Below are 24,465 nucleotides of genomic sequence, written 5' to 3' on the forward strand. Positions count from 1 at the left end.
AGATTTATTTCAGGGTTCCATCCCAGCTATAAGTCTTGATGCTGCCATCGCTGTAAGCTGCGAGCCAGCCGCCTCGCTTGTCCTGGTCTTCACAATCCCAGTCCGGCAATACATATCGGGTTTTTTCACCGTTACTATGTATGGCTGGCCTGTGGGTGTGGCCATGTATCATGGTGCTGGTGCCAGATTGCTGGAACAGTGCTGCGATCGCATCTGCATTCACATCCATGATGGCGACAGATTTCTGTTTTTGTTCCATCTTGCTTTCGGTGCGTAAGCCTTCAATGATTTTTTTGCGCTGATCAAGCGGCATGGCCAGGAAAGTCTTTTGCCACTCCGCTTGCCGCACTTGCGCACGAAATTTCATGTAAGCGTGGTCATCTGTGCATTGTGCATCGCCATGAGCAATCACTACTTTTTTTCCAGCCAAATCAATGACAGTGGGGTCTTCCAATAGCACTGCACCTGTCGCTGCAGAAAAATCGTGACCTATCAAAAAGTCACGGTTACCTGCTATCCAGTACAGTTGTACGCCCTGATCATGGACTTTGCGCAGGGCATGGACTATGGATGCATTATAGGGATCGTCGATATTGTCGTCGCCCACCCAGTATTCAAACAAGTCGCCGAGCAAATACAGGGCCTTGGCTTGCACCGCCTGTTTTTCAAGAAAACTCAGGAACGCCACTGTGGTGAGGGGCAGGGCAGGGTTTAAGTGTGTGTCAGAAACAAAAAGCGCAACCGGTTCAGGTTGCGCTTTTGTCTGATTCGCGTTGTGGTCTGCGATCATGAAGTAGGGTAGTGAGAGCGTATGCGATTAAACGATCTGTGTTTTTTCGATCACGACGTTTTCTACCGGTACGTCCTGGAACATGCCAGTGCGAGTAGTTTTCACGCCTTTGATCTTATCAACAACATCCGTGCCTTCTACGACTTTGCCAAATACGCAGTAGCCCCAGCCGTCCTGACCTGGATAATCAAGGAAGCTATTGTTAGCCGTGTTGATGAAGAACTGTGCAGAAGCAGAGTGTGGATCACCAGTACGTGCCATGGCCAATGCATAACGCTCGTTTTTCAAACCATTCTTGGCTTCATTTTCGATAGGTGCATTGGTGGATTTTTGGTTCATGCCTGGCTCAAAACCGCCGCCTTGTATCATGAAACCGTCAATCACGCGGTGGAAAATCGTGCCGTTGTAGTGACCAGATTCAACATAGGCCAGGAAATTGGCAACAGTTTTTGGAGCTTTTTCTTCGTTCAGTTCAATCTTGATATCACCGAAGTTGGTGGTCAGAATAACGGCCATGATAGTCCTTCATTTTAAAAAGTTTAGTGATTTGTTTATTTTAACAAGGTAGCGGATTGGATGATAACTGGTTTGTTTGGCACATTTTGCATCATTTTAGCCTCACCAGTTTCTACCACTTTAATTTTTTCTACGACTTCCATGCCCTTGATGACTTTGCCAAAGGGGGTATAGCCAGCAGTCATCGCCAATGCGCGGGCGCGTCTTTCGGTTACTGTATTGCCACGGTACTGGAATTCGACCGGATCACCGTCAGGCAAGACCTGGTGATTCAGGAAGTCATTATCTTTGACATTGATGAAAAACTGCGCGCTGGCAGAGTTAGGGTCTTGCGTACGGGCCATGGCAACCACACCCAGATCATTTTTCAAGCCATGTTCCAGTGCTTCGCGAGCTTCCAGCGGTACAGGTTTATTCGTCGGTTTTTCCTTCATGTCCTTGTCGTAACCGCCACCCTGTATCATGAAATTATCAATGACACGATGAAAGATCGTTCCTTTGTAATGCCCGCTTTTGACATACTTGAGAAAATTATCCACTGTTTTTGGGGCTGCTTCCGGGTAAAGCTCAATGACGATTTCACCCATATTGGTCTTCAGTGAAACTTTAGGTTGCCCTTCGGCAAAACTAAAGGCGCTTGCCATCATCAGGCAGGTGCCCATCAATACACTATGTAGTCCGGATTTTGAAATTTTCATATTCAGCATACGTTATTGGTTGGTGAATTAAGGGTACGCAAAGGTTCAGACAGTGGTTTCGTAAATTATGCGCCATCTGGCAGCTTCTTTCAGCCAGTATTGGCGCTTACGAATGGCCGCTTTGTTTTTCCCATTGGTGGTTTCCTGGGTAAAGGTGCTGACTATCAGCTCGTCTTTACCGGGGTAGCGGAAATGGGTCACATCTTTTAGCTTGATAGCAGGATTATGCCAGTTATCCCAGCTTTGCTGCTGTTTGGGAAACCAGGTATTCAAATTGTCGCCCTGGGTAGTCTTAAAGTTGCGAGAATAATTTGTCAGAATGCGGTTGGCATTTTGACTTTGCATGTCCAGTCGCCAGTCATCCAGCAATTTTTCGGCAAAGTTTCTTTCCAGTATCCATTTATTGCGGCTGACGAATTCCACTTGCTCACTGATGATGACGGGCGTTTTACCTATATCGATCATGGATGAGATTTTTAAAAAGTCCGGATTCGTCAAGACCACGCAGCCATCTGACGCCAGCGGGGGGCGGCTGAAACTCTCAGGTGGCATGCCATGCAACCAGATGCCTGAGCCATTGCGGCCATTGAACTTGTCCCATTCATTTGGATAATTCAAGGGCAGGGCGCCGGGACCATAAAAGCTTGGCAGTTTGGTGCCAGCCAGGCGGCTGGTAATGTAATACACGCCTATAGGCGTTTTTTGATCACCTTCCTTGAGCTTGTTGATGCCAAACTTGCCCTGGCTGATGTAGAAGTCGTTGATCAGACGGGGCTGCCCTGCGGCATTCTCATACACATATAAGCGCGATTTTTTCGCATCGACGACGATGGCCTGTTTCTGGTCATCCCGTAACTGGAGTATGGCCTTCGGTATCAGGTCAGGGGCCGGGCGTTCGCGGTAAGAGCGTATGCGCGCCGCTGCCTCATCCCTCAGGTCTTTCAGTTTATCTGGCTGGGTCAGTGCACCGACACCAAAACTGCGTACCGGGCGGGTGTGCATCAGCAGCAGGTCGCCCTGTATCAGGTGCGCCAACTGAAAGTGCGGGTAGGCTTCTACCAGCGCATCAATCTTGGTTTGCGCCTGTTGCAGATTATTTGCTGCCAGGTTTTTGTAAACCTCGATTAACAGGGCATCTGGATCAGGGGCATTTGGATTGATTTCGGCCGGAGCAACTTTATTGGGGCGTGACTTGGCAATGACTTGCAGCGGCGTAACCAGGTACGCCAGGCATGTCAGTGCAAGAACAGCAAAAATGCGTGATTTTCCGGCTGTGTATGTGGCCGGAGCATCAGAATTGACAGCGAAAAACATTAGCTACCCGCACGCTCCTGTTTGATCTGCCATTTGCCATCTTGCTTCACCATGTGCAAGGTTTTGCGGCTATTGGCAGTCAGCTGGTCAGATGTATATATCTGGCGGAATTTGACCGTCGCAGTATTGCCGTCGACATCAATTTTGGTAGATTCAATTTTGACATTGATGCGGCCTTTGCCTTCTATCCTGTTACGGCGTTCGTCAGCCCACGCTTTGTAGGATTCACCTTTTGGTGTCTGAAAGTCTTTTGCGTAATGCCCCAGATAGGCATTGGTGTCTTTGCTGCTCCAGGCCTTGGCCCAGTTTTCTACCGCTTTGAGCACATCGTCCTCTGACTTGTCGCCAGAAGCTGTGGTCGCAGGTGCCGGTTTGGATTTTGGTTCGGGTTTAGCTGTTTCTGCCTCAGGTTTTGCAGCCGCAACTGTGGCAGCGCTGGCCTTGGCCGGGGTGGCTGTGCCCGCAGCAGCCTGGGATGCCATGGCAGTTTTAGGATTAGTGCCACCGGTGGTATTGCCCACCAGATTTTTGACCAGTGTCAGTTTTAACTTTGCAGTATTGTTGCCAGCATCAAGTTGCAAGGCCTTGTCATAGGCCTGGCTCGCCAGTTTTGCATACACGTCACCGAGATTTTCGTGTGCCGTGCCATAAGTCGGGTTGGTCCTGATGGCCATTTCCAGGGCCGCGCGGGCCTTGTCATATTGGCCGGACGAGGCATACAGGACTGCCAGGTTGTTGTAGGGCTCGGGCAATTCCGGGTAATCGTCAGTCAGCTTCGAGAAAACGGTGATGGCTTCAGCGGATTTGTTCTGTTCCGTCAGTATCAATCCCTTCAGAAAACGCATCTGCGCATCCTTGGGGCGTTGCGCCAGGGCAGCCTCGACTTTTTGCAAGGCTTCGCTTACCTGACCAGATCTGAGTAATTTGCCAACGTCAGCAGCATCATCTGCCCTGACATGCGCGGACATCAACAGCAATGACAGGCTGGATAGGGTAAGAACATTCTTTAAAATCTGGCGCATGGTGTTCGGTCTTGGATTTATAGGAGTTTGGCAGAACATGTAAGCTGCAATGGTATACTGACTATTAAGCAAAGCGCCATCTTATCAAATAAGTTGCTGACTATGGGTGTTTGACAATTACTTTGACAAGTAAGCTGCACTTTGGCTCCTGTTTATTTTCCAGTTGCAACAAATTCTATGATGTTCTGCTGCGGGGCGCTTGAATATTGCCAGTGTATTTGCTCGCTGCAGCAGATTATCGAGGATGATTTTGGCAGCCCTGGCCGGGACAAAAAGTGCTGAACACTGGACAGCGAGACCAGTTTTGATATCTAATCTGCTCCGTCAGGACAATATGTCCAATATGCAGGCTTATGAATTTTGCAAAAAAATCATCTAAATGGTTCTTTTGTACGCTTGGCAAAGCGACACTTTATTCAATTAAACATTGCGCCCGCGCCAGAATGAAATTGGATTTTTTTATCAACTCGTGTGATGTTAAGGAGGCACGATGACTAAAACGACATTTTTAAATTTTGAACAATCAATTGCAGAGCTGGAAACAAAAATAGAAGAACTGCGTTTTGTTCAGGATGATTCCGCAGTCGATATTTCTGAGGAAATAGATAGACTGTCGAAAAAAAGCCAGATGTTAACAAAGGATATTTATGCCAAGTTGACCCCATGGCAGGTGTCGCAGATTTCCCGTCATCCCCAGCGTCCATACACCATGGACTACGTGAACCAAATGTTTACGGATTTCCATGAGTTGCATGGTGACCGCAGTTTCTCTGACGATCAGTCCATTGTAGGTGGTCTGGCACGATTTAATGGTCAGGCCTGCATGGTCATGGGCCATCAAAAAGGCCGGGATACCAAAGAACGTGCCCTGCGTAATTTTGGTATGCCCAAGCCAGAAGGCTACCGCAAGGCCATGCGCCTGATGAAGCTGGCTGAAAAATTTGATATTCCAGTGTTCACCTTTGTGGACACTACCGGTGCCTGGCCTGGTATAGATGCTGAAGAGCGCGGCCAGTCAGAAGCCATTGGGCATAACCTATATGTGATGGCTGAGCTGAAAGTGCCACTGATCACTACCATTATTGGTGAGGGCGGTTCTGGTGGCGCTTTGGCGCTGGCGGTTGGTGATGCCGTATTGATGTTGCAATATGCGACTTATTCCGTCATTTCCCCAGAAGGTTGCGCCTCCATCCTGTGGAAGACCTCTGACCGTGCATCCGATGCCGCAGAAGCGCTTGGTTTGACAGCTCACCGGCTCAAGGCCATGGGTCTGATCGACAAGATCATTAATGAGCCCCTGGGTGGTGCCCACAGGGACCCAAAACAGATGTGTGCTCTGGTAAAACGTGCCTTGGCAGATACCCTGCGTCAATTCCAGGGTGTCAAAACCAAGGACTTGCTGGCTGCCCGCCATGAAAAATTAATGAGCTATGGCAAGTTTAAGGAAACGAAACTTGCTGAATGAGGCCAGATCAACATTGCTCCAGTCTTGAGCAAACATTCTCAAAAAAACTCGATGCCATTATTGCTGATTGCTGTGAAGGAAATCTGCAAAATGGCCTCGCAGTAGGCTATAGCGGCGGTCTGGATTCTACGGTCTTGCTCGACCTGGCAATCAATTATTGCCGTCGCACCAAAATCTCACTGCATGCTTTTCACGTACATCACGGCCTGAGCCCGAATGCGGATGCCTGGCTTGATCATTGCCAGGCCTTATGCGTTACAGGCGCAGTGAGTTTTCATGCCGAACGTATCCAGGTGTCCCGCGACAGTGGTGACGGTGTCGAGGCGTCTGCCCGTAAGGGGCGCTATGAAGCTTTGGGGCGAATGGCGAAAGATACAGGCATTCCCTTGATTCTGGCAGCCCATCATCAGGATGATCAGGCAGAAACCCTGTTATTGCAATTGCTGCGTGGTAGTGGAGTCGCCGGGATGTCAGGCATGGATGTTTGTCATCGTGCACCTAATCTGTTTGGTCATGATCAAGTCATGCTGGGGCGGCCATTGTTGTCTGAAAAGCGGGCAACGCTGGAAGCCTATGCAAGTCAGCGAGGCCTGCGTTATATAGAAGATGAGTCAAATACTGACCAGCGCTATCTGCGCAATGCCATACGCCATAGCGTCATGCCGGTACTTGAGACCCTGTCACCGGGTTACTCGGAGCGTATAGCCCGTTCGGCTACGCATTTCCAGGCTGCACAAGATTTGATGCTTGAAGTTGCCCAGCAGGATTTTGCCGGTTGCTCAGTTGATACAGGGCTGGGTATTTTGGCCATGCGTGAATTGAGCCCCGCCCGCAGGGATAATTTGTTTCGTCACTGGTTTTCAAGGGCAGGCGTACGCATGCCTACGACTTCTCGTCTGAAGGAAATGCAAAGCCAGCTATTTGAGGGACGCGAAGATGCGCGTATTACGGTGCACCACGATACTGTTGCCATACATCGCTATAAAAACATCGTCTATCTGTCTGCGCAAAATGCAGGAATGGCAGAACAAGACCAGTTGCAGGAGTTTGTCTGGGAGGGGCAGGATCATATTCACTTCCCAGAGTTTGCCGGTCGCCTGTATTTTGATGTGGCTGAGCATGGGCTGGATGCCTCCTGGTTAAAGCAGCAGGCGCTAACCATGCATTTGCGCAGGGGAGGTGAGCGCCTCAAGTTAGCAGAAAACCGGCCTACCCGTGACATGAAGAGTCATTACCAGTCCTTGCAGATACCTTTCTGGCAAAGAGAGCGCCTGCCCTATATCTCTGTTGGTCGGGATTTATTATTTGCCGCGGGAGTTGGTATGCAGAGCCGGTTTTGCCAGAGTGAGCTGGCTGTTGGCATTTCCCTGCGCTGGGTTTTTGATTAAATTAAGTGTTGTAGCTTTATAGGAATAGTGAACATGCGTAGGCAATTGGTCCTTGATACCGAAACCACGGGTTTGAATGCGCGTAATGGCGACCGCATTATAGAAATTGGTTGCGTAGAATTAATTAACCGCAAGCTGACGGGTAATAATTTTCATCGTTATATCAACCCAGAGCGTGACTCTGAAGAGGGGGCGTTGGCAGTCCACGGGCTGACCACCGAGTTTTTAAGTGACAAGCCCAAGTTCGCCCAGGTAGCGGAAGAGTTTTGTGAATATATCAAAGATGCAGAAATCATTATTCATAACGCACCTTTTGACGTTGGCTTTTTGAATGCTGAACTCGCGCGTCTGAACTTGCCGGTATTGACCGAGTATTGCCCTAACGTCATTGACACCCTGGTGCAGGCAAAAGAATTGCATCCAGGGAAGCGTAACTCGCTGGATGCCCTTTGTACCCGTTATGAAATTTCCAACTCCCACCGTAAACTGCATGGCGCTTTGCTGGATGCTGAATTGCTGGCAGATGTTTTCCTGGCAATGTCACGCGGGCAGAACAGCTTTGAAATTGATATCGAAGAAGACGACACCCCAAAAGTGCAAGAAGTCGTGGCCTTTGATGCGCCCGTTGGAGAAATCGCGGTCTTAATGGCGACGGAAGAGGAAATGGGCGAGCATGAGACATTACTGACAGGTTTGGATAAGCAAATCAAAGATAAGTGCATCTGGCATACGGCTGCGTAGGAAATATACTGAGGCAGTTTTGTTTTATATTGTTTTAAATACAATAAATGTGAAAAGTAGTAGCTAAAAAAGCCACATAAAAGCATCAAAAAGGATCACCTGTTGCGAACAGGTGATTTTTTTTTGTTTTTTTTTGAGCTCAACCCTAAAGATTTCACAATTTGTTGCCGTTAGAAAAGTATGAAAATAATTCGAAAATATTTTTAAATTTTCCCTAAAGTTTTCTAAAGTGCTGCCGTTAATGATTATAAGACGTTGCGGTAAAAGATCTAATTTTGCTCAAGTCTTTGTTTTCATTGATGTTTTTTGAATTGGCTGATTTTGCTGATCCGAAAAAATAAAAATCTGTTTTCTACAAAATTTCATTTTGTAGATGTCTAAATATGCCTGTAGGATATTTTCCTACGGAATGTCTTCGTTTTATTCTTGGTTTAAATACGGAATTACGCTTATACAGCCGCTTTTAACCAGCCTGCACAATGTATCTCACTGGCAACGCAAACATGCCGCTGATAACAAAACTGGAGGGTGGGAAAATGACGCAGAACGATATGATGGCCGAGATTCGGGATGCCAATTTGAGTTATTTGATGTTGGCACAACAAATGATCCGCGCTGATAAAGCGACCGCTATTTTCCGTTTGGGTATAGGCAAAGAAATTGCGGACCTGATAGAAGGTTTGAATAATGCCCAGATCTTGAAGCTGGCTGGCTCCAATATGATGTTGGCGCGCTTCCGCTTCGAAGACAGCTCGATTTTGTGTATGTTGACAAATTACAACAAGGAGCGTGCGCTTGCGCATTCCCATGCTGCGATTTTGATGGCTGGTCAGCCGGTTGAAGAAATCCATTAATTTGTCGGGCATTGAATCAAAGCGGACGGAGAAATATCATGGCAAGCAAAAGCGTAGTAAACGAGGCTCACGAAATTCAACTGGCAATTGAATTGGTCAATCTGGGCGCCAGATTGCAATTGCTGGAATCCGAGACTTCCTTGTCGCGTGAGCGTCTGCTGAAGATATATAAGGAGTTGAAGGGTGTATCTCCGCCAAAAGGCATGTTGCCTTTTTCTGCCGACTGGTTTATCACATGGCAGCCAAATATCCATTCTTCCCTGTTCATGAATATTCATAAATATCTGCGTGAGCATGCTGGCGTGGATGGTATTGATGCAATCATCAAGGCATATCGCCTGTATCTGGAGCAAGTGCCTGTTCCTCCAGGTGAGGAACCTGTTCTGTCTCTGACACGCGCCTGGACATTGGTGCGCTTCTTTGAAGGCAAAATGCTCAGTTTTGCAAAATGTTGCAAATGCAGCGGGCATTTTGTTGCGCATAGCCTGGATTTGCATGATGATTATGCTTGTGGTTTATGCCACGTCCCGTCAAGGGCAGGTAAAACAAAAAAAGCAAAAGATGCGGAGGCCGCGCTGGAAATGGTGGCATAAGGTGGCATAAAATTCAGGAGGAGCCTTGGAGGTAGCATCATCAAAAACCCGTAAAGGCAAACTCCTACCGGATGGCGGAGTGTTTTCTTCGCCTGTTATCCTTGCAGTGCTTGTCCAGTTATTCGCTCTGCTCCTGTCTTATTTGCTATATGCCACCGACAGGTGGCAATTCGGTAGTAGATTTTCTCCCTTCTTACTGCTTTTCATTCACGCCAGCCTTGCTTCTGCATGCAGTTATTTGCTGCGCATGAACTGGTGGTGGTGGTTGATACAATTCATCTTTCCCTTTGCGGTTGTCGCTTCGCTGGTCTTTCAGCTGCACCCTGGCGTCAGTCTGGGTATTTTTGTGTTGATGGTATTGTTGTTTTGGTCAACGTACCGCACCCAAGTTCCATATTTTCCTTCCAAATCCAGTTTGTTGCCGTGTATTCTTGAGCAACTACCTGTGCATGATGATTTGTCTTTTATTGATATAGGCAGCGGTTTTGGTGGCGTCTCAGTTAGTCTTGCCAGATTGCGGCCCCAGCAGTCTTTTTTTGGAGTAGAAGTCGCGCCTTTCCCCTGGCTGGTCAGCTGGTTAAGGGCTAAATGGGCGGGCCCTAAGGTTCGTTTCTATTTAAAAGATTATTTGCAACTGGATTTCGCTGAATTCGATGTGGTCTTTGCATACCTGTCGCCTGCGGCCATGCCAGACTTGTGGGAAAAGGTCAGTGCCGAGATGCGGCCGGGTACTCAATTCATGAGTTATGAATTCAAAGTGCCGGGTGTTGAGGCGGATTTAACTATAAAAAGCAATGCGAATGACCCCGTTCTGTATGTCTGGCGCATATAATGCATATAGTGAAATGTATTCCTGAAGCAATATTTAACCTTCCATTTCTGGTGAATGCGTCCGGTCTGAGGTAGTGTAGTCGATATTATAAAAATTCCCTCTAAGGAGTAAAAGCTCGTGTTAGTTATCGTCGGCTATCTCGTCGTGTTGGGCTCAGTGTTCGGTGGCTTTGTCATGTCCGGTGGACATTTGGCAGTGTTGTTCCAACCGCTGGAGTTATTGATGATAGGTGGCGCCGCACTTGGCGCTTCACTGGTTGGTAACAATGCGAAAACCCTGAAAGCTACTGTCAAGGCTTTGCCCAGCGTATTAAAAGGTTCCAAATATACAAAAGCCTTGTATATGGAATTGATGACCATGCTGTTCGACGTCCTGACCAAGGTACGCAAAGAAGGCCTGATGTCTATTGAGGGTGATATTGAAAAGCCTGAAGACAGTCCCTTGTTCAGCAAATATCCTTCTATTGTTCATGACCATCATATGATGGAATTCATAGGGGATTACCTGCGCCTGATGGTTTCGGGGAATATGGACGCCTTCCAGATTGAAAACCTGATGGACAATGAATTGGAAACGCATCATCACGAAGGTGCAGTTCCTGCCCACTTCATTGCCAAGCTGGGTGATGGCCTGCCAGCGTTCGGTATCGTGGCTGCGGTGATGGGGGTGGTACATACGATGGAGTCTGTGGGTATCCCGCCATCAGAGCTTGGTATCCTGATTGCGCATGCCCTGGTAGGTACTTTCCTTGGTATTTTGCTGGCATATGGATTTGTCGGTCCTTTGTCGAGTTTGATGGAGCAACAGTTGGATGAGTCATCCAAGACCTTCCAGTGTATCAAGGTCACTTTGCTGGCCAGTCTGAATGGTTATGCGCCGGCATTGGCTGTAGAGTTTGGCAGGAAGGTGTTGTATTCCACGGAAAGACCGACTTTCAGCGAGCTGGAAGAACATATTAAGCAATCGAAATCTAAATAATAAAAACTGGATTGATGATGGCAAGCGAAGAACTACGACCAATTATTGTAAAGCGCATCAAGAAGGTGGCCGGTGGTCACCATGGTGGTGCCTGGAAAATCGCCTATGCTGACTTTGTGACGGCGATGATGGCGTTTTTCTTGCTCATGTGGTTGCTGGGCTCTACTGCGAAAGGTAATTTGAATGGTATCGCTGAGTATTTTCAAACTCCTTTAAAAGTGGCAATGGCTGGTGGCGATGGTAGTGGTGACAGTTCCAGTGTGATCAAGGGTGGTGGCAAGGATTTGAGTGCGCGTGAAGGGCAAAGCCGTAAAGGTGAGATTGACACGCAAAAGAAAACTTATAACCTGCAAGCTGCCGAGGCTGCTCTGGCAAAGGTTGAGGCTGAGCGCTTAAAGGGCCTGAAGTCCAAGATTGAAGCGGCCATAGAATCCAACCCTACGTTGAAACAATACAAGAAACAGCTTTTACTCGATATCACCACAGACGGTTTGCGCATACAGATGGTGGATGAACAAAACCGCCCCATGTTTGCCTCAGCCAAGGCAGATCTGCAACCCTATACGAGGGAAATATTGCATGAAATAGGCAAGGCACTTAATGATGTACCTAATCGCATCAGCCTTTCTGGTCATACTGATTCGGCCCCTTATGGTAGTGGTGAGCGTGGTTATAGCAATTGGGAATTGTCTGCCGACCGCGCCAACGCTTCCAGGCGGGAGTTGATTTATGGTGGCATGGATGAGACCAAGGTGTTGAGAGTCGTCGGATTGTCGTCTTCTGTTTTGTTCGATAAGGCAGACCCTCTGAATCCGATCAACCGAAGAATCAGCATCATCGTCATGAATAAAAAAGCAGAAGAATCTGCTTCGCAGGATGGCGGCTCTATTGAGGTTGCAAATCAGTCTGACTCAAGCGCTGAAATTTCAGTCAAACCTTGATATAAGCAAGCTACAAGTAAGACTGCAGCATCATTAAGTCAATATGCATAGATAGGATGCTTAAGATGTCCAAAAAGAAACTGTTGGGTTCTCAGGTTAAGCAACTTTTATCAGGTGTGTCTGATCATGGAAATGCACATTTGCTGGAGGTTGAGACTGACCTTGCGCAAACAACGATACTCTTGGGTGAAGCGATAGAAAAGCTTGGTGTCAGCTTCATGGCGCTGCATGCAGCAATATCAAGCGAACAGGAAGAAATCAATCTGATCATCAGTTCTGGTAGTGTTGCAGATGACAGCGTGTTGCGGCTCAAGGCAATTCAGGGCGATATCGCAACACATATCAGTTCGGCCGTCACCAGTTTGCAATTCCAGGATTTGACCAGCCAATTGATCTCGCGCACATTACAGCGTTGCGAAGGTTTGCGTGAAGTGTTGGGCACCTTGGGCGTAGTGGGTAATGATATAGAGCATGACGGTGAAACGGACGAGTTGACAGCCTTGTTGCGTGAGACTACCGTGCGCCTGGAAAAACAAAGCGCCGACCTGAAGAATTTGTTACGTAAAGCAGTGCATCAAAAGCATATGGATAGCGGTGACATAGAGTTATTTTAAATCAAGTGGCAGCAAGCTTAAGCTGCCTACAATTCGTATAACGGAGTAAATATGGCCAAGACAATTTTAGCTGTGGATGATTCTGGCTCTCTGAGGCAGATGGTCGCTTTCAGTTTAAAAGCAGCCGGATATCAGGTAATAGAGGCAGTAGATGGCCAGGATGGTCTGGAAAAAGCGCGTAACCAGGTGGTGGATCTGGTGCTGACTGATCAGAATATGCCACGCATGGACGGCCTGACCCTGATCAAATCCCTGCGCGGTTTGCCATCTTATGCACGTGTACCTATCCTGATGCTGACAACAGAATCAAGTGATGATATGAAGGCGAAGGGACGTGCGGCCGGTGCGAATGGCTGGCTGGTGAAGCCCTTTGATCCACAAAAGCTGACTGAAGTAGTTAAAAAAGTGATTGGCTGAATTATTGGCCCGGTGTCTGGGCAAACAAATGAAAATCACGGAGTTTAATAATGACGATTGACATGAGTCAGTTTTTCCAAGTGTTTTTCGACGAGGCGGAAGAGCTTCTTGCCGAGAAGGAAAAATTGTTACTTGGCGTCGATATCTCTTCACCTGATCCTGAGGATTTGAATGCCATATTCAGGGCAGCTCATTCCATCAAGGGCGGTGCTTCGACCTTTGGCCTGACAGATATGACGGAAGTGACGCATATACTGGAGTCACTGCTCGATAAGATACGCAAGGGAGAAATGGCGTTGACAGGGGAGCATGTAGATGCTTTTCTGATCGCCAAAGATATTTTAAAGATGCAGCTTGACGGGCACAGGCTGGGCACGCCTGTCGATCAGGATGCGGTCGCAGATGTCAGGATGTTGTTGCAATCCCTGTCGCAGGATGCGGTACCGGTGGCTGCGCCAACGGCCAGTTTTATCAGTCATCATTCAGAAATGGATCATGTAGATGTCGTATTCAAGACGGCATACAAAATTGAAATGCCTGAGGTGTCAGAGGCAGATGCTGCAGCGATTATGTCCGAGCTTGGACTTTTGGGGGCGATTTCACGGCTGGATAATAATGGCAAGAATGTGGTTCTTGCATTGCGCACCAACGAGAGCAAGGATGACATCATATCTATCTGCTCTTTCATTCTCAACCCCGATACACTGAAAATCACCGAAGAACAGATAGCGAATCTGCCTGCCAGTAAAGCTGCCCCAACTGACGATGACTTGGGCTATGGTTTTTTTGAACCGCTGGAATCGATGTTTCCACCGGAAGAGGGCAAGGCTGATGCCGTTGTCGAAAAAACGCCTGAGATAGTGCTGCCTGAGAAACAGGCGCCGCATGCTGAGAAAAAAGTGGAAAAACCTGCTGCTTCTCAAGAATCTTCTACCATCAGGGTAGGCATAGAAAAAGTTGATCAGTTGATCAATCTGATTGGCGAGCTGGTCATTACCCAGGCGATGCTGGAACAACGTACCCAGGATCTTGACCCAATTGCAAATGAACGTCTGCTGAGCAGCGTCGCCCATCTGACAAGAAATACCCGCGACCTGCAAGAGGCCGTTATGTCCATACGCATGATGCCTATGGATTATGTTTTTTCGCGTTTCCCGCGCATGGTCAGGGACCTGGCCAGCAAACTGGGCAAGAAAGTCGAATTTGTGACTTATGGTGCTTCCACTGAGCTTGATAAGGGTTTGATAGAACGTATTGTCGATCCCTTAACGCACCTGGTCAGAAATAGTATTGATCATGGTATAGAGATGCCTGCTGCAAGGGCCCTGACTGGTAAAAGCGAGACAGGTAAATTGTCTCTGTCCGCAGTACATCAGGGCGGCAATATCGTCATCGAAGTCAGCGATGATGGCGGCGGATTGCACAGGGAGAAAATTCTTGCCAAGGCCAGGCAAAATGGTCTGGCGGTTTCAGATTCCATGAGTGACAGTGAAGTCTGGTTGCTGATTTTTGCACCTGGTTTTTCTACTGCGGAGACGGTAACTGACGTTTCTGGACGTGGTGTGGGCATGGATGTCGTCAAGCGTAATATTACTGCCATGGGCGGTGTTGTTGATATACGCTCAGCCATGGGTTATGGCACGACGATTACGATCTCCTTGCCATTGACACTGGCGATACTTGACGGCATGTCGATTAAATTCGGCAATGAAATTTATATTTTGCCACTGGGCTTTGTCATGGAGTCGCTACAGCCCGCCAAGGCAGATATCAAAGAAATCAGTGGCAAGGGCAGGGTAGTAAAAGTGCGTGATGAATATCTGCCGTTGGTACCTTTATACGAGTACTTTGATATTGAGCCAAAGTATACCGACCCTTCTGATGGCATAGTCGTCATCGTTGAAGTAGATGGTAAAAAAGCGGCCTTGTTTGTTGATGATCTGGTTGGGCAGCAGCAGGTAGTAGTGAAAAATATAGAGTCGAATTACAAGAAGGTCCCAGGGATCTCCGGCGCAACTATCCTGGGTGATGGCGGCGTTGCACTTATTTTGGATGTCGCTGCCGTTTTGCGTACTGCGCGATGAAGATTGAATCAGAAATTTAAGACGAGGAAAAAGAAATGACGCAAATTTCACAGGGTAGTGATCAAGGCTCGAACGATGGAGCTAAATCTGATATTGCCGGGCATGAATTCCTTGCTTTTACTTTGGGTAATGAAGAATATGGTATCGACATTCTCAAAGTTCAGGAAATACGTGGTTATGAGGCCGTGACAAGAATTGCCAATGCCCCTGATTTTTTGAAGGGCGTTATCAACTTGCGCGGCATTATTGTGCCCGTGGTCGATATGCGTATCAAATTCAATCTGGGGACGCCTACTTATGACCAGTTCACGGTGGTCATCATTCTCAATATAGAAGGGCGCATAGTTGGCATGGTGGTCGATAGCGTTTCCGATGTAACGACTTTACTGCCCGAACAAGTCAGGCCGGCTCCTGAAATGGGGACGACTTTCAGTACTGATTTCCTGATTGGTCTGGGTACGCTGGATGACCGTATGTTGATACTTGTTGATATAGACAAATTGATGTCGAGTCCAGAAATGGGACTTGTTGATGCAGCGGCATGATGATCTAGTTTCTCTCTGAGTGGCTACTGATAAAAAAATGTAGACATAGAACTGACTAAAAAATAAATAGGAGACGCTATGAATCTGAGAAATTTTAAAATTGGTACTCGTTTGGGTGTTGGCTTTGGACTTATTTTGGTAGGTCTGATCGCCGTTATCTTGTTCGTCAATGCTTTGAGCGGCAACAACCGCAAGGCCATGATAGAAGGCTTGAACTTGGCGGCACAAAAGCAAGTCTTGGCCAATAACATGAAGAGCGCCTTGTTTGAAGGTGGCATTGCCATGCGCAATATCGGCATACAGTCCGATGTAGGTGAAATGCAAAAAGAAGAAACCAAGGTCAAGACGCAAAGGAAAAAGTATGAAGATGCGAAAGAAAAGATTGCGTCCCTTGGTCTGAACGAGGAAGAAAAGAAAATTCTCGGTGATATCGCAAAAATCGATAAGGAAATAGAAAAACCATTAAAAGATGCAGTCGGTCAGGCCCTGGCATTTAATGCCGAAGGTGCCGCAAAAATTATTGCCTCAGTGATTGATCCGCTGAGCTCCAAATCCATTTTGGAAATGAATAAGCTCGTTGATCTGCAGGATGTCGCCTCCAGGCAAGTGTTTGAAAACTTCGCAGCGGCTGGTGCAAAACTGACAATCTGGCTGTATGCCATACTTTCATCTGCAGCCGCTTTGGGCGCATTGTTTGCCTGGACTATCACACGCAGTATTACCCAACCCTTGCAAGAAGCCCTTAGCCTGGCAGAAACTGTTGCTGAGGGGGATTTGCGAAGCCAGGTAAGTGTATCGGGTCATGATGAAGTGACATCATTGTTTCAGGCACTGAAAAACATGAATGACAATCTGGCTTCAACAGTCGGACAGGTCAGGACAGGTACAGAAACAATTACCGTAGCTTCGCAAGAAATAGCCTCAGGTAATGCCGATCTCTCAAGCCGCACAGAATCACAGGCCAGTTCGCTGGAAGAAACCGCTAGCTCGATGGAAGAACTGACCAGCACGGTCAGGCAAAATGCCGACAATGCCCGTCAGGCCAATCAACTTGTGGTTTCTGCTTCCAGCGTAGCGGTCAAAGGCGGCGAAGTCGTAGGGCAAGTGGTCAATACCATGGGCTCGATTAAAGAGAGTTCACGCAAGATCGTCGATATCATCGGCGTCATTGATGGCATCGCCTTCCAGACCAATATCCTGGCCTTGAATGCAGCGGTAGAAGCCGCCAGGGCAGGTGAGCAAGGTCGCGGTTTTGCCGTGGTTGCGGCAGAAGTGCGTAATCTTGCACAACGCAGTGCCAGTGCAGCGAAAGAAATTAAATCCCTCATCAGTGACTCAGTCGATAAAGTCGATCAGGGTAGCAAGCTTGTCGATGAAGCAGGCAAGACCATGGATGAGATTGTCACCAGCGTCCAGCATGTGGCCGACATCATGAGCGAGATCACGGCGGCCAGCCAGGAGCAAAGTTCAGGCATAGAACAGGTAAATCTGGCGATTACGCAAATGGATGAAATGACGCAGCAGAATGCTGCTCTGGTTGAGCAGGCAGCAGCGGCGGCAGAAAGCATGGAAGAGCAGGCCGTAGCATTGGCCCAGGCAGTCAGTGTATTCAAACTCAATGGAAATGCCGCTCAAATAAGTCAGCAAGCCAAACCGGTAGTCAGCAAGGTGGCAAGTAATGTGACTCACAAGCCTGTCGCAAATGCGCGGTCTCAAGTGAAGGCTTTGCCAAGGGCGGCGAGCCCTGCGTCAGACAATGTGGGTGCGCGCGCCAGCAAGCCAGTTGCTGCGCCAGGCAAACCTGCTGAAGACGACTGGGAAGAATTTTGAAGCTACGGATGTAGAAGGTGTTTATGCCTGGATACTTGCGGGTGTCCAGCTTAAAACACTAGTCATATCAAAGAGTCACAGTACCGTAGTAAAGACGCTTGTAATTTAACTTAATTAACAGTAAATATCTTTCAGTCTGGCAAAATGTCTTTGTAATCTTGATTATCTGGATTTTTATTTGAAATCAGCTTTCGTCTCTGAAACAAGACGGGGAAAGTTTGGGAAAGCATTGAATGACGAAATCCATTGACAAAGCCAGATCAGACACTTCTAAGGAGTTTGCATTTAACTCCAGGGATTTTGACCGTGTCAGAGATCTGATTTACAAACGAGCTGGCATTTCCTTGGCAGATAGCAAGCAGGAAATGGTATATAGCCGGCTTGCACGTCGTTTGCGGGCGACTGGTATCAGCTCGTTTTCTGAATATCTTGATGGCCTTGAAAGCAATCAGATTGAGTCTGAATGGGAGGCATTTACCAATGCCCTGACGACTAATCTGACTTCCTTCTTCAGGGAAGAGCATCACTTCCCCATACTCGCTGAACACATTGCCAGGAAGCATGAGCCGGTCAATATCTGGTGTTCTGCCAGCTCTACCGGCGAAGAGCCTTATTCTATAGCCATTACGCTTTGCGAAGCATTCGGAACTCTGCGCCCGCCCGCGCACATTATTGCCACGGATATAGACACCAATGTACTGGAGACAGCATCACGTGGTGTTTACAACCTTGATCGTATAGAAAAATTATCTGCGGAGAGAACACGAAAATTCTTCTTGAAAGGCAAGGGTGCACAGGAAGGTCTGGTCAGAGTGAGGCCGGAATTACGGGACCTGGTTACATTCAAGCAGTTGAATTTATTGGAAGATGGCTGGCCTCTCAGTGGCGAATTCGATGCAATTTTTTGCCGGAATGTCATGATTTATTTTGACAAACCTACACAAGGTAAAATCTTGAAGAAATTTGTTCCCTTGATGAAGTCAGACGGTTTGTTGTTTGCTGGTCATTCGGAAAATTTCCTGTATGTCTCAGATGATTTCAAGCTGAGAGGGAAAACAGTCTATGAGCTGGGTAAAACCCAGACGGCAGGCAACAAAGCGACATTGCGCAATTTGCAAAAGGGTAATCCATGAGCCAGCTAAGTGAAGAGCATTTTGCAACGAATGTCTATTACGACAGAACTTTCGATTGTGATGCCGCCAAAATACTGCCAGGTGAATTTTATTTTACCAACAAGGACATGCTGATAGTCACGGTGCTGGGTTCCTGTGTTTCTGCGTGCATTCGTGACCGGGTTTCCGGTGTCGGTGGTATGAATCATTTCATGTTGCCAGATAGCGGCGGGGATGCAGATAATCCAGTGTCGGCCTCCATGCGCTATGGCACCTATGCGATGGAAGTGCTGATCAATGAACTGTTAAAGGCAGGAGCCAAACGCGAAAACATGGAAGCCAAGGTGTTTGGTGGCGGCAATGTCTTACGAGGTTTTACTGCCATCAATGTGGGCGAGCGTAACGCCAGATTTGTACTCGATTATTTGCGGGCTGAAAGAATGCGTGTCATTGCTGAAGACCTCAATGATATTTACCCGCGCAAAGTCTATTTTTTTCCCAGAACCGGTAAGGTACTGGTCAAGAAACTCAAAGTGGAACATAACGATACCCTGAGAAGGCGCGAGCAGGATTATGCCAGCAGGCTCAAGACGACTTCAGTTGGTGGTGAAGTCGATTTGTTCTAGTTATTTTGTATGCGTGATGTCGGTGGCTGAGACTGAACGCGGAGTGTTTGCGAATGAAGATTAAAGTATTGATTGTCGATGATTCTGCGCTGATCCGTAGCGTCATGAGCGAGATCATCAGCAGCCAGCCCGATATGGAGGTGGTCGGTGTTGCTCCTGATCCTCTGGTCGCACGTGAGCTGATCAAACAGACCAATCCAGATGTACTGACGCTGGATGTGGAAATGCCAAAGATGGATGGCCTGGATTTTCTTGAGCGCCTGATGCGCTTGCGTCCTATGCCTGTCATCATGGTGTCGTCACTAACTGAGCGGGGCTCTGAAATTACCATGCGTGCACTGGAGTTGGGGGCGGTTGATTTCGTCACCAAACCCAAGCTGTCGATACAAAGTGGCATGCTTGAATACACTGAGCTGATCACGGACAAGATCCGGATCGCCTCCAAAGCCAGAATCAGGCCAAGAACTGCGCCCGTAGCGACTCCTGGTCAGGCACATGTTGGTGTATTGCCACAAGTTCGCAATCCTCTGACCAGTAGTGAAAAATTGATTATTATTGGCGCATCGACTGGTGGCACTGAGGCAATCAAGAATTTTCTGGTGCAAATGCCTTCCGATTGTCCTGGCATTTTAATTACCCAGCATATGCCAGAAGGATTTACGCGGTCTTTTGCCAAGCGTCTTGACGGCTTGTGCAAGATTTCAGTGTCTGAGGCTGCAGGTGGGGAACGTGTTTTGCCTGGCCATGCCTACATCGCTCCTGGACATTCGCATCTCTTGCTGGGGCGTAGCGGTGCCAACTACGTGACGCAACTGGATCAGGGGGAGCCTGTTAACCGGCACCGGCCTTCAGTGGATGTCCTGTTCAGGTCTGCGGCGACTTATGCCGGCAAAAATGCTGTTGGCGTGATACTGACTGGTATGGGCAAGGATGGTGCGGCTGGCATGCTGGACATGAAAAATGCTGGTGCATACAATTTTGCCCAAGATGAAGCAAGTTGTGTAGTATTTGGTATGCCGCGTGAAGCAATTGCAATTGGTGCGACACATGAGGTTGGTCCTTTGAATGAATTGCCCACCAAGGTACTGCATTACCTTGCTACGCATGGCAGCAGAGCCCTCAGGGTGTGACGTTTTGATAGAATTTAATGTGTTACAGCAATTTCACCACCGTTTTATCTCAATTTGTCCGATAATGCTAATAACTGTCCTTAAAGAAATAGTGGAGTAATTCATGGCTGATCAAAATCTCAAATTTTTAGTAGTCGACGATTTTTCTACTATGCGTCGCATAGTACGGAATTTGCTGAAAGAATTGGGATATTCCAATGTCGATGAAGCTGAAGACGGTGCAATGGGGCTGGCAAAGTTGAAGAATGGTGATTTCGATTTCGTCATCTCAGACTGGAACATGCCTAACATGGATGGGCTGACTATGTTGCAGCACATCCGTGCTGATCCAGCTTTGTCAAAAATGCCGGTACTCATGGTCACGGCTGAAGCCAAAAAAGAAAATATCATCGCTGCTGCGCAGGCTGGTGCAAATGGCTATGTAGTAAAACCATTTACTGCAGCCACACTGGATGAAAAACTGACTAAGATTTTCGAAAAACTGGGAAAATAAGATAGCAGGGTAATCAATTTTGCCGGGAGATGGCCATGAGTCAGCACTTTAATCGAGGTGCTAAAGCATCAAGTCTCCCGGGCAAATGCGCAAAATCGCAAGGCTTTGCAGCTATGCCTGATTAGGTGTTACATCAAGTAGCAAATAATGCAGGGCATATATCTTCAGTTTTGTGCTGCGGGATATTATAGTGTTGCCTGTCAGTACTTCAATCAATACGCAAAGGGTTGCCTGGTAGTCATAAAGCGGAGTCGGTTTCGTTGAATTGCCGGTAACTTGGGTTCTGAATTTTTCAATCATATTAATCCAACATAAATAATACTAAGATGATAGAAGAAAGTTTCATCGTAAGAGAGCCCTTACTCGATCCTAAACAAAGAGTTATCGGTTTTCAGATTTCCTGGCAGCAGCCAGATCAGAATGCAGAAGCAAGCACGGAAAGCCTGAGTGCCTTGCTTGAATTCGTCGCAGTTCAATTGCATGATGACGACAAGGGATTTTTGCTCGGTGACAGTCTGTTGTTTCTCGAAGCAGTGCCTGAGTTATTGCATGCAGAAGGCCTGAAGCAACTTCCGGCCAAGAACACTGTACTTATACTCCATAAAAAATACTTCGCTGACCCTGATACGCTCGCTGCGGTGACGGAGTTGCGTCAACTAGGTTATGGTATTTGCCTGCGTAGTGCTGAGGTGACGACGCTGGAACGCTCTTATTTTGCGCAAATCACCCACCTTGAAGTCAAATTGAATGCCGCTAATTTTGCTTCGCAAGCCAAGGTCTATGCGACTCTGAAGCAATCGACGGTGCGTATGGTTGCCCGCAATGTGAATGCCTGGCAAGATTTTGATGCCTGTTCAGCTCTGGGTCTTGACAGCTTTGTCGGTAAATTGCACCTGACACCAAGACCAAGTACTGCTCCCAAGACTTTAAATACCGCACAAACGACTATTTTGCAGTTGATGGAAATGGTCAGAAAAAATGCCGACATCCAGCAGCTTGAAGCGGTTGTCAAACGCGATGCAACACTGGCCTATAAACTTTTGCGTTACATAAACTCGGCTGGCTTTGGTTTGCGTACTGAAGTGCAGTCCTTGAAGCATGCAGTACAGATGCTGGGTTATAGTCCTTTATACCGCTGGCTGACGCTGTTGCTGGCAACTGCCAGTACTAGTGGCTATTCTCCGGTATTGCTAGAAACCGCTATCGTCCGTGGTCGTTTGGCTGAAATCCTGGGGCAAAGCAAAATGTCCAAGAGCGAAGCTGAAAACCTGTTTGTCGCAGGTATGTTCTCTTTGCTGGACAGGCTTCTCGGTATTCCCATGGAAGAGGTGCTGTCATCGATACAGTTGCCTGAAGTGGTCACTGAGGCCTTGATCTCCCGTGGTGGTACTTATGGACCTTTCCTGGCCCTGGCTGAGGCGTGTGAGTTGAACAGCATGCTGGTTGGCTCTCTGGCAGAGTCACTGAAGATCACTCCACCAGATTTAAATGCTGCGCATATGGCAGCGCTAGTCTGGGCAAAAAATGTTGCTTCTGTAGCCTGATCAGGTTTCACGTTAACAAAAAAGACAAGCAGTTTTGCTTGTCTTTTTTTTGCTTTATTTGGCAAGAGTAGATAAAGTTCGCTACTTGAAAATTAAATTGAGACAAGTCCCATTCTTGTGGGAAATAAATCGTTCCATCTATGAGTGTTGTGCAAGCCAAAAGTGAAGTGTCTCCAACCACCATACCCGCCTGGCTGGTCTGGTTACTTACTGTCTTCTTTTTGGCCTATGGTCTTGGTTGTTATCCGATATTAGACAATAACGAGGGCCTGTACGCAGAAATCCCGAGGGAGATGCTGGCCTCTGGTGACTGGCATCATTGGATCATTCCTCACCTGAATGGTCTGGCCTATATGGAAAAGCCGCCTTTGCTATATTGGCTGACGGCAATTTCTTTTGCTGTGTTTGGCGAAAATGAATGGGCAGCCCGGCTGGTGCCAGCGATGTCTGCACTGTCTTGCGTAGCTTTGATTTTGTGGTTTGGCCGGCAGATAGCGCGGGTTGCTGCCTCGCGTCTGGCTGCCTTGATGTTCATCAGTGGCCTGGGTGTAATGGCGATGTCGCGCACCCTGATGTTTGACATGCTGCTGACTGTATTCTTGACAGGTGCGCTGATGTTTGGCTATCTGTACAGTATCTCTGGTGAAAAAAAGAAGCTCAACTGGTGTTTGGGTTTATTGGCATTTGCCTTACTGGCCAAGGGCTTTGTTGCCGTTATTTTGTTTGGCGCAGTGAGCTTTATTTACACCATACTGTTTTCCAGTTCGCTAAGAGACCTTCAAAAAAGAATCATCGCCTGGTTTGATCCAAAGGCGATAGGGATTTTCTTATTGATAGCCTTGCCCTGGCATATCGCCGCCATATGGGCTGAGCCTATATTTGCCTGGTTTTATTTCATCAATGAACATGTGCTGCGCTTTTTGGGTAAGCGTGAACCTCATGATTACTACGCCGGTGCGTGGTGGTATTACTTGCCAAGGATGGTGCTCTATCTTTTCCCGTGGTCCTTCTTTTTGCCCGTACTCTTATTCGTCAGGGCAAGGCAGCAAACACCCAGAACATTGCATTTTTTCCTGGCTTGCGCCTGGATCATGCCAGTCCTGTTTTTCTCTTTATCCAGCGCCAAGGCGAATTATTATCTTGTCGTTGTGATGCCACTGGCGGCATTGCAATTGGCGATTGCCCTCGAAGACAGAGGCTTTGGTGCCGCATGGGGCAGGGCGCTGGTGGGTGTGTTTTTGGCCACATTATTTGGTCTTGCTGCCTGGTGGGTGGGCAAGCAGGTGAATCATCAGCTATCTTCTCTGTTGGTCTATGGCATGGATGGCAAGCAATTTTTGCGGGTCTTCATGTTGTCCGCTTGTGTGTTGAGCACAGGTGTTGCAGTTCTTGTCTGGCACAAAGCGCGCTTTGGAATATTTCCCTTTATCGCTTTGCCAGCATTGATGTTGCTGGCGTTTATTGGGCTTTTACAAGCCGCCGCGCAATGGACTTCTACTCAACCCTTGTTGGCTGAATTGTCAACAATTGAAGCTAAGCATGAAGTATTTTTATTTAAGGTTTTTGAACATCAATCTTCATTGCCATTTTATTTGAAGCAGCCAGTAAGAGTGGTTGATAGCCGTAGTAGTGATTTGTTTTGGGGAAATAAACTTCATAAGAATAGTATTGTTCTTTCAGATAGCAGTTTTGATACTTTGTTAGATAAGCAATCCGTCGTTTTGCTTGTTCTTGATGAGGATTTGGATAGAAACCCAAAACTACCAGATAGCCAGGCAGAGTGCTTTATGTGTAAAAAATATGCGTATAAATTCAAAAAAATTAAAAAAATCGGCCGAACCACCTTGTTTATGAACTGAGTTTGGTAGTCAAGGCAATTTCTTCCTGCTGGCGTCTGGAGTCAGGTTGGGCATCAAGGTATAATCACGCTTTCTGATC

24 protein-coding genes are annotated in these 24,465 nt (G+C 47.5%); 19 read left to right on the forward strand and 5 right to left on the reverse strand.

Going from position 1 to position 24,465, the window contains the following annotated elements:
* Positions 1-4: 4 nt before the first annotated feature.
* The 5 genes from ACO0LN_RS01525 to ACO0LN_RS01545 are packed head-to-tail and all read right to left on the reverse strand — an operon-like array spanning position 5 to position 4,340.
* On the reverse strand, positions 5-790 hold the full coding sequence (locus ACO0LN_RS01525; protein ID WP_422970638.1) for a UDP-2,3-diacylglucosamine diphosphatase: 786 nt from the start codon (positions 788-790) through the stop codon (positions 5-7).
* A gap of 27 nt (positions 791-817) precedes the next feature.
* Positions 818-1,306: a peptidylprolyl isomerase gene (locus ACO0LN_RS01530; protein WP_162041620.1), complete on the reverse strand. Its 489-nt coding sequence runs from the start codon at positions 1,304-1,306 to the stop codon at positions 818-820.
* A gap of 35 nt (positions 1,307-1,341) precedes the next feature.
* On the reverse strand, positions 1,342-2,004 hold the full coding sequence (locus ACO0LN_RS01535; RefSeq protein ID WP_422970639.1) for a peptidylprolyl isomerase: 663 nt from the start codon (positions 2,002-2,004) through the stop codon (positions 1,342-1,344).
* A 45-nt stretch (positions 2,005-2,049) separates the two neighbouring features.
* Entirely contained in the window at positions 2,050-3,318 is a 1,269-nt protein-coding gene (locus ACO0LN_RS01540; protein ID WP_422970640.1) for a L,D-transpeptidase family protein, read from the reverse strand.
* Positions 3,318-4,340: a L,D-transpeptidase Cds6 family protein gene (locus tag ACO0LN_RS01545; protein WP_422970641.1), complete on the reverse strand. Its 1,023-nt coding sequence runs from the start codon at positions 4,338-4,340 to the stop codon at positions 3,318-3,320. The genes ACO0LN_RS01540 and ACO0LN_RS01545 overlap by 1 nt, the downstream gene beginning before the upstream one ends.
* A 490-nt stretch (positions 4,341-4,830) precedes the next feature.
* On the opposite strand from ACO0LN_RS01545, the gene ACO0LN_RS01550 reads away from it, so the two are divergent.
* The 19 genes from ACO0LN_RS01550 (at position 4,831) to ACO0LN_RS01640 (ending at position 24,386) form a co-directional block, all read left to right on the forward strand.
* On the forward strand, positions 4,831-5,805 hold the full coding sequence (locus ACO0LN_RS01550; protein ID WP_422951067.1) for an acetyl-CoA carboxylase carboxyltransferase subunit alpha: 975 nt from the start codon (positions 4,831-4,833) through the stop codon (positions 5,803-5,805).
* On the forward strand, positions 5,802-7,193 hold the full coding sequence (gene tilS, locus ACO0LN_RS01555; protein WP_422970642.1) for a tRNA lysidine(34) synthetase TilS: 1,392 nt from the start codon (positions 5,802-5,804) through the stop codon (positions 7,191-7,193). The genes ACO0LN_RS01550 and tilS overlap by 4 nt, the downstream gene beginning before the upstream one ends.
* A 33-nt stretch (positions 7,194-7,226) precedes the next feature.
* Positions 7,227-7,934: a DNA polymerase III subunit epsilon gene (gene dnaQ, locus ACO0LN_RS01560; RefSeq protein WP_422970643.1), complete on the forward strand. Its 708-nt coding sequence runs from the start codon at positions 7,227-7,229 to the stop codon at positions 7,932-7,934.
* A 536-nt stretch (positions 7,935-8,470) separates the two neighbouring features.
* Positions 8,471-8,788, forward strand: a complete 318-nt coding sequence (flhD, locus tag ACO0LN_RS01565; RefSeq protein WP_110254236.1) for a flagellar transcriptional regulator FlhD — start codon at positions 8,471-8,473, stop codon at positions 8,786-8,788.
* Between the two features lie 38 nt (positions 8,789-8,826).
* A complete protein-coding gene (flhC, locus tag ACO0LN_RS01570; protein WP_422970644.1) occupies positions 8,827-9,381 on the forward strand; it encodes a flagellar transcriptional regulator FlhC in 555 nt (184 codons plus the stop codon).
* A 25-nt stretch (positions 9,382-9,406) separates the two neighbouring features.
* Entirely contained in the window at positions 9,407-10,213 is an 807-nt protein-coding gene (locus ACO0LN_RS01575) for a class I SAM-dependent methyltransferase (RefSeq protein WP_422970645.1), read from the forward strand.
* Between the two features lie 117 nt (positions 10,214-10,330).
* Positions 10,331-11,191: a flagellar motor stator protein MotA gene (gene motA, locus ACO0LN_RS01580; RefSeq protein WP_422970646.1), complete on the forward strand. Its 861-nt coding sequence runs from the start codon at positions 10,331-10,333 to the stop codon at positions 11,189-11,191.
* A 17-nt stretch (positions 11,192-11,208) separates the two neighbouring features.
* Positions 11,209-12,132: a flagellar motor protein MotB gene (motB, locus tag ACO0LN_RS01585; protein WP_162059160.1), complete on the forward strand. Its 924-nt coding sequence runs from the start codon at positions 11,209-11,211 to the stop codon at positions 12,130-12,132.
* Positions 12,133-12,197: 65 nt separating this feature from the next.
* Positions 12,198-12,746 carry a chemotaxis protein gene (locus ACO0LN_RS01590; protein ID WP_422951073.1) on the forward strand — a complete coding sequence of 183 codons (549 nt, stop codon included), beginning with the start codon at positions 12,198-12,200 and terminating at the stop codon, positions 12,744-12,746.
* A gap of 51 nt (positions 12,747-12,797) precedes the next feature.
* Entirely contained in the window at positions 12,798-13,163 is a 366-nt protein-coding gene (locus ACO0LN_RS01595; RefSeq protein WP_110253733.1) for a response regulator, read from the forward strand.
* 50 nt (positions 13,164-13,213) lie between these two features.
* Positions 13,214-15,247: a chemotaxis protein CheA gene (cheA, locus tag ACO0LN_RS01600; protein WP_422970647.1), complete on the forward strand. Its 2,034-nt coding sequence runs from the start codon at positions 13,214-13,216 to the stop codon at positions 15,245-15,247.
* A 35-nt stretch (positions 15,248-15,282) separates the two neighbouring features.
* Positions 15,283-15,792 (forward strand): chemotaxis protein CheW, encoded by a 510-nt coding sequence (locus ACO0LN_RS01605; protein ID WP_162059157.1) that lies wholly within the window; start codon positions 15,283-15,285, stop codon positions 15,790-15,792.
* Positions 15,793-15,870: 78 nt separating this feature from the next.
* On the forward strand, positions 15,871-17,622 hold the full coding sequence (locus tag ACO0LN_RS01610; RefSeq protein ID WP_422970648.1) for a methyl-accepting chemotaxis protein: 1,752 nt from the start codon (positions 15,871-15,873) through the stop codon (positions 17,620-17,622).
* 233 nt (positions 17,623-17,855) lie between these two features.
* Positions 17,856-18,755 (forward strand): CheR family methyltransferase, encoded by a 900-nt coding sequence (locus ACO0LN_RS01615; RefSeq protein ID WP_422970649.1) that lies wholly within the window; start codon positions 17,856-17,858, stop codon positions 18,753-18,755.
* Positions 18,752-19,360, forward strand: a complete 609-nt coding sequence (gene cheD, locus ACO0LN_RS01620; protein ID WP_422951078.1) for a chemoreceptor glutamine deamidase CheD — start codon at positions 18,752-18,754, stop codon at positions 19,358-19,360. The genes ACO0LN_RS01615 and cheD overlap by 4 nt, the downstream gene beginning before the upstream one ends.
* Positions 19,361-19,413: 53 nt before the next feature.
* Entirely contained in the window at positions 19,414-20,490 is a 1,077-nt protein-coding gene (locus ACO0LN_RS01625; RefSeq protein WP_422970650.1) for a protein-glutamate methylesterase/protein-glutamine glutaminase, read from the forward strand.
* A gap of 103 nt (positions 20,491-20,593) precedes the next feature.
* A complete protein-coding gene (gene cheY / locus ACO0LN_RS01630; RefSeq protein WP_110253727.1) occupies positions 20,594-20,983 on the forward strand; it encodes a chemotaxis response regulator CheY in 390 nt (129 codons plus the stop codon).
* A 326-nt stretch (positions 20,984-21,309) separates the two neighbouring features.
* The gene (locus tag ACO0LN_RS01635; RefSeq protein WP_422970651.1) at positions 21,310-22,527 is read left to right on the forward strand and encodes an EAL and HDOD domain-containing protein; all 1,218 of its coding nucleotides are present in this window, start codon (positions 21,310-21,312) and stop codon (positions 22,525-22,527) included.
* Positions 22,528-22,880: 353 nt separating this feature from the next.
* Positions 22,881-24,386, forward strand: coding sequence for a glycosyltransferase family 39 protein (locus ACO0LN_RS01640; RefSeq protein WP_422970771.1), 1,506 nt, complete (start codon positions 22,881-22,883; stop codon positions 24,384-24,386).
* Positions 24,387-24,465: the final 79 nt, after the last annotated feature.

The sequence above is a fragment of the Undibacterium sp. TC9W genome (assembly GCF_049339865.1).
GTDB lineage: Bacteria > Pseudomonadota > Gammaproteobacteria > Burkholderiales > Burkholderiaceae_D > Undibacterium.

Bases quoted from the DNA above. Each gene is read 5' to 3' on its own strand.
- ACO0LN_RS01525 (WP_422970638.1), bottom strand. From the start codon at position 790: ATGATCGCAGACCACAACGCGAATCAGACAAAAGCGCAACCTGAACCG.
- ACO0LN_RS01530 (WP_162041620.1), bottom strand. From the start codon at position 1,306: ATGGCCGTTATTCTGACCACCAACTTCGGTGATATCAAGATTGAACTG.
- ACO0LN_RS01535 (WP_422970639.1), bottom strand. From the start codon at position 2,004: ATGAAAATTTCAAAATCCGGACTACATAGTGTATTGATGGGCACCTGC.
- ACO0LN_RS01540 (WP_422970640.1), bottom strand. From the start codon at position 3,318: ATGTTTTTCGCTGTCAATTCTGATGCTCCGGCCACATACACAGCCGGA.
- ACO0LN_RS01545 (WP_422970641.1), bottom strand. From the start codon at position 4,340: ATGCGCCAGATTTTAAAGAATGTTCTTACCCTATCCAGCCTGTCATTG.
- ACO0LN_RS01550 (WP_422951067.1), top strand. From the start codon at position 4,831: ATGACTAAAACGACATTTTTAAATTTTGAACAATCAATTGCAGAGCTG.
- tilS (WP_422970642.1), top strand. From the start codon at position 5,802: ATGAGGCCAGATCAACATTGCTCCAGTCTTGAGCAAACATTCTCAAAA.
- dnaQ (WP_422970643.1), top strand. From the start codon at position 7,227: ATGCGTAGGCAATTGGTCCTTGATACCGAAACCACGGGTTTGAATGCG.
- flhD (WP_110254236.1), top strand. From the start codon at position 8,471: ATGACGCAGAACGATATGATGGCCGAGATTCGGGATGCCAATTTGAGT.
- flhC (WP_422970644.1), top strand. From the start codon at position 8,827: ATGGCAAGCAAAAGCGTAGTAAACGAGGCTCACGAAATTCAACTGGCA.
- motB (WP_162059160.1), top strand. From the start codon at position 11,209: ATGGCAAGCGAAGAACTACGACCAATTATTGTAAAGCGCATCAAGAAG.
- ACO0LN_RS01590 (WP_422951073.1), top strand. From the start codon at position 12,198: ATGTCCAAAAAGAAACTGTTGGGTTCTCAGGTTAAGCAACTTTTATCA.
- ACO0LN_RS01595 (WP_110253733.1), top strand. From the start codon at position 12,798: ATGGCCAAGACAATTTTAGCTGTGGATGATTCTGGCTCTCTGAGGCAG.
- cheA (WP_422970647.1), top strand. From the start codon at position 13,214: ATGACGATTGACATGAGTCAGTTTTTCCAAGTGTTTTTCGACGAGGCG.
- ACO0LN_RS01605 (WP_162059157.1), top strand. From the start codon at position 15,283: ATGACGCAAATTTCACAGGGTAGTGATCAAGGCTCGAACGATGGAGCT.
- ACO0LN_RS01610 (WP_422970648.1), top strand. From the start codon at position 15,871: ATGAATCTGAGAAATTTTAAAATTGGTACTCGTTTGGGTGTTGGCTTT.
- ACO0LN_RS01615 (WP_422970649.1), top strand. From the start codon at position 17,856: ATGACGAAATCCATTGACAAAGCCAGATCAGACACTTCTAAGGAGTTT.
- cheD (WP_422951078.1), top strand. From the start codon at position 18,752: ATGAGCCAGCTAAGTGAAGAGCATTTTGCAACGAATGTCTATTACGAC.
- ACO0LN_RS01625 (WP_422970650.1), top strand. From the start codon at position 19,414: ATGAAGATTAAAGTATTGATTGTCGATGATTCTGCGCTGATCCGTAGC.
- cheY (WP_110253727.1), top strand. From the start codon at position 20,594: ATGGCTGATCAAAATCTCAAATTTTTAGTAGTCGACGATTTTTCTACT.
- ACO0LN_RS01635 (WP_422970651.1), top strand. From the start codon at position 21,310: ATGATAGAAGAAAGTTTCATCGTAAGAGAGCCCTTACTCGATCCTAAA.
- ACO0LN_RS01640 (WP_422970771.1), top strand. From the start codon at position 22,881: ATGGAAAAGCCGCCTTTGCTATATTGGCTGACGGCAATTTCTTTTGCT.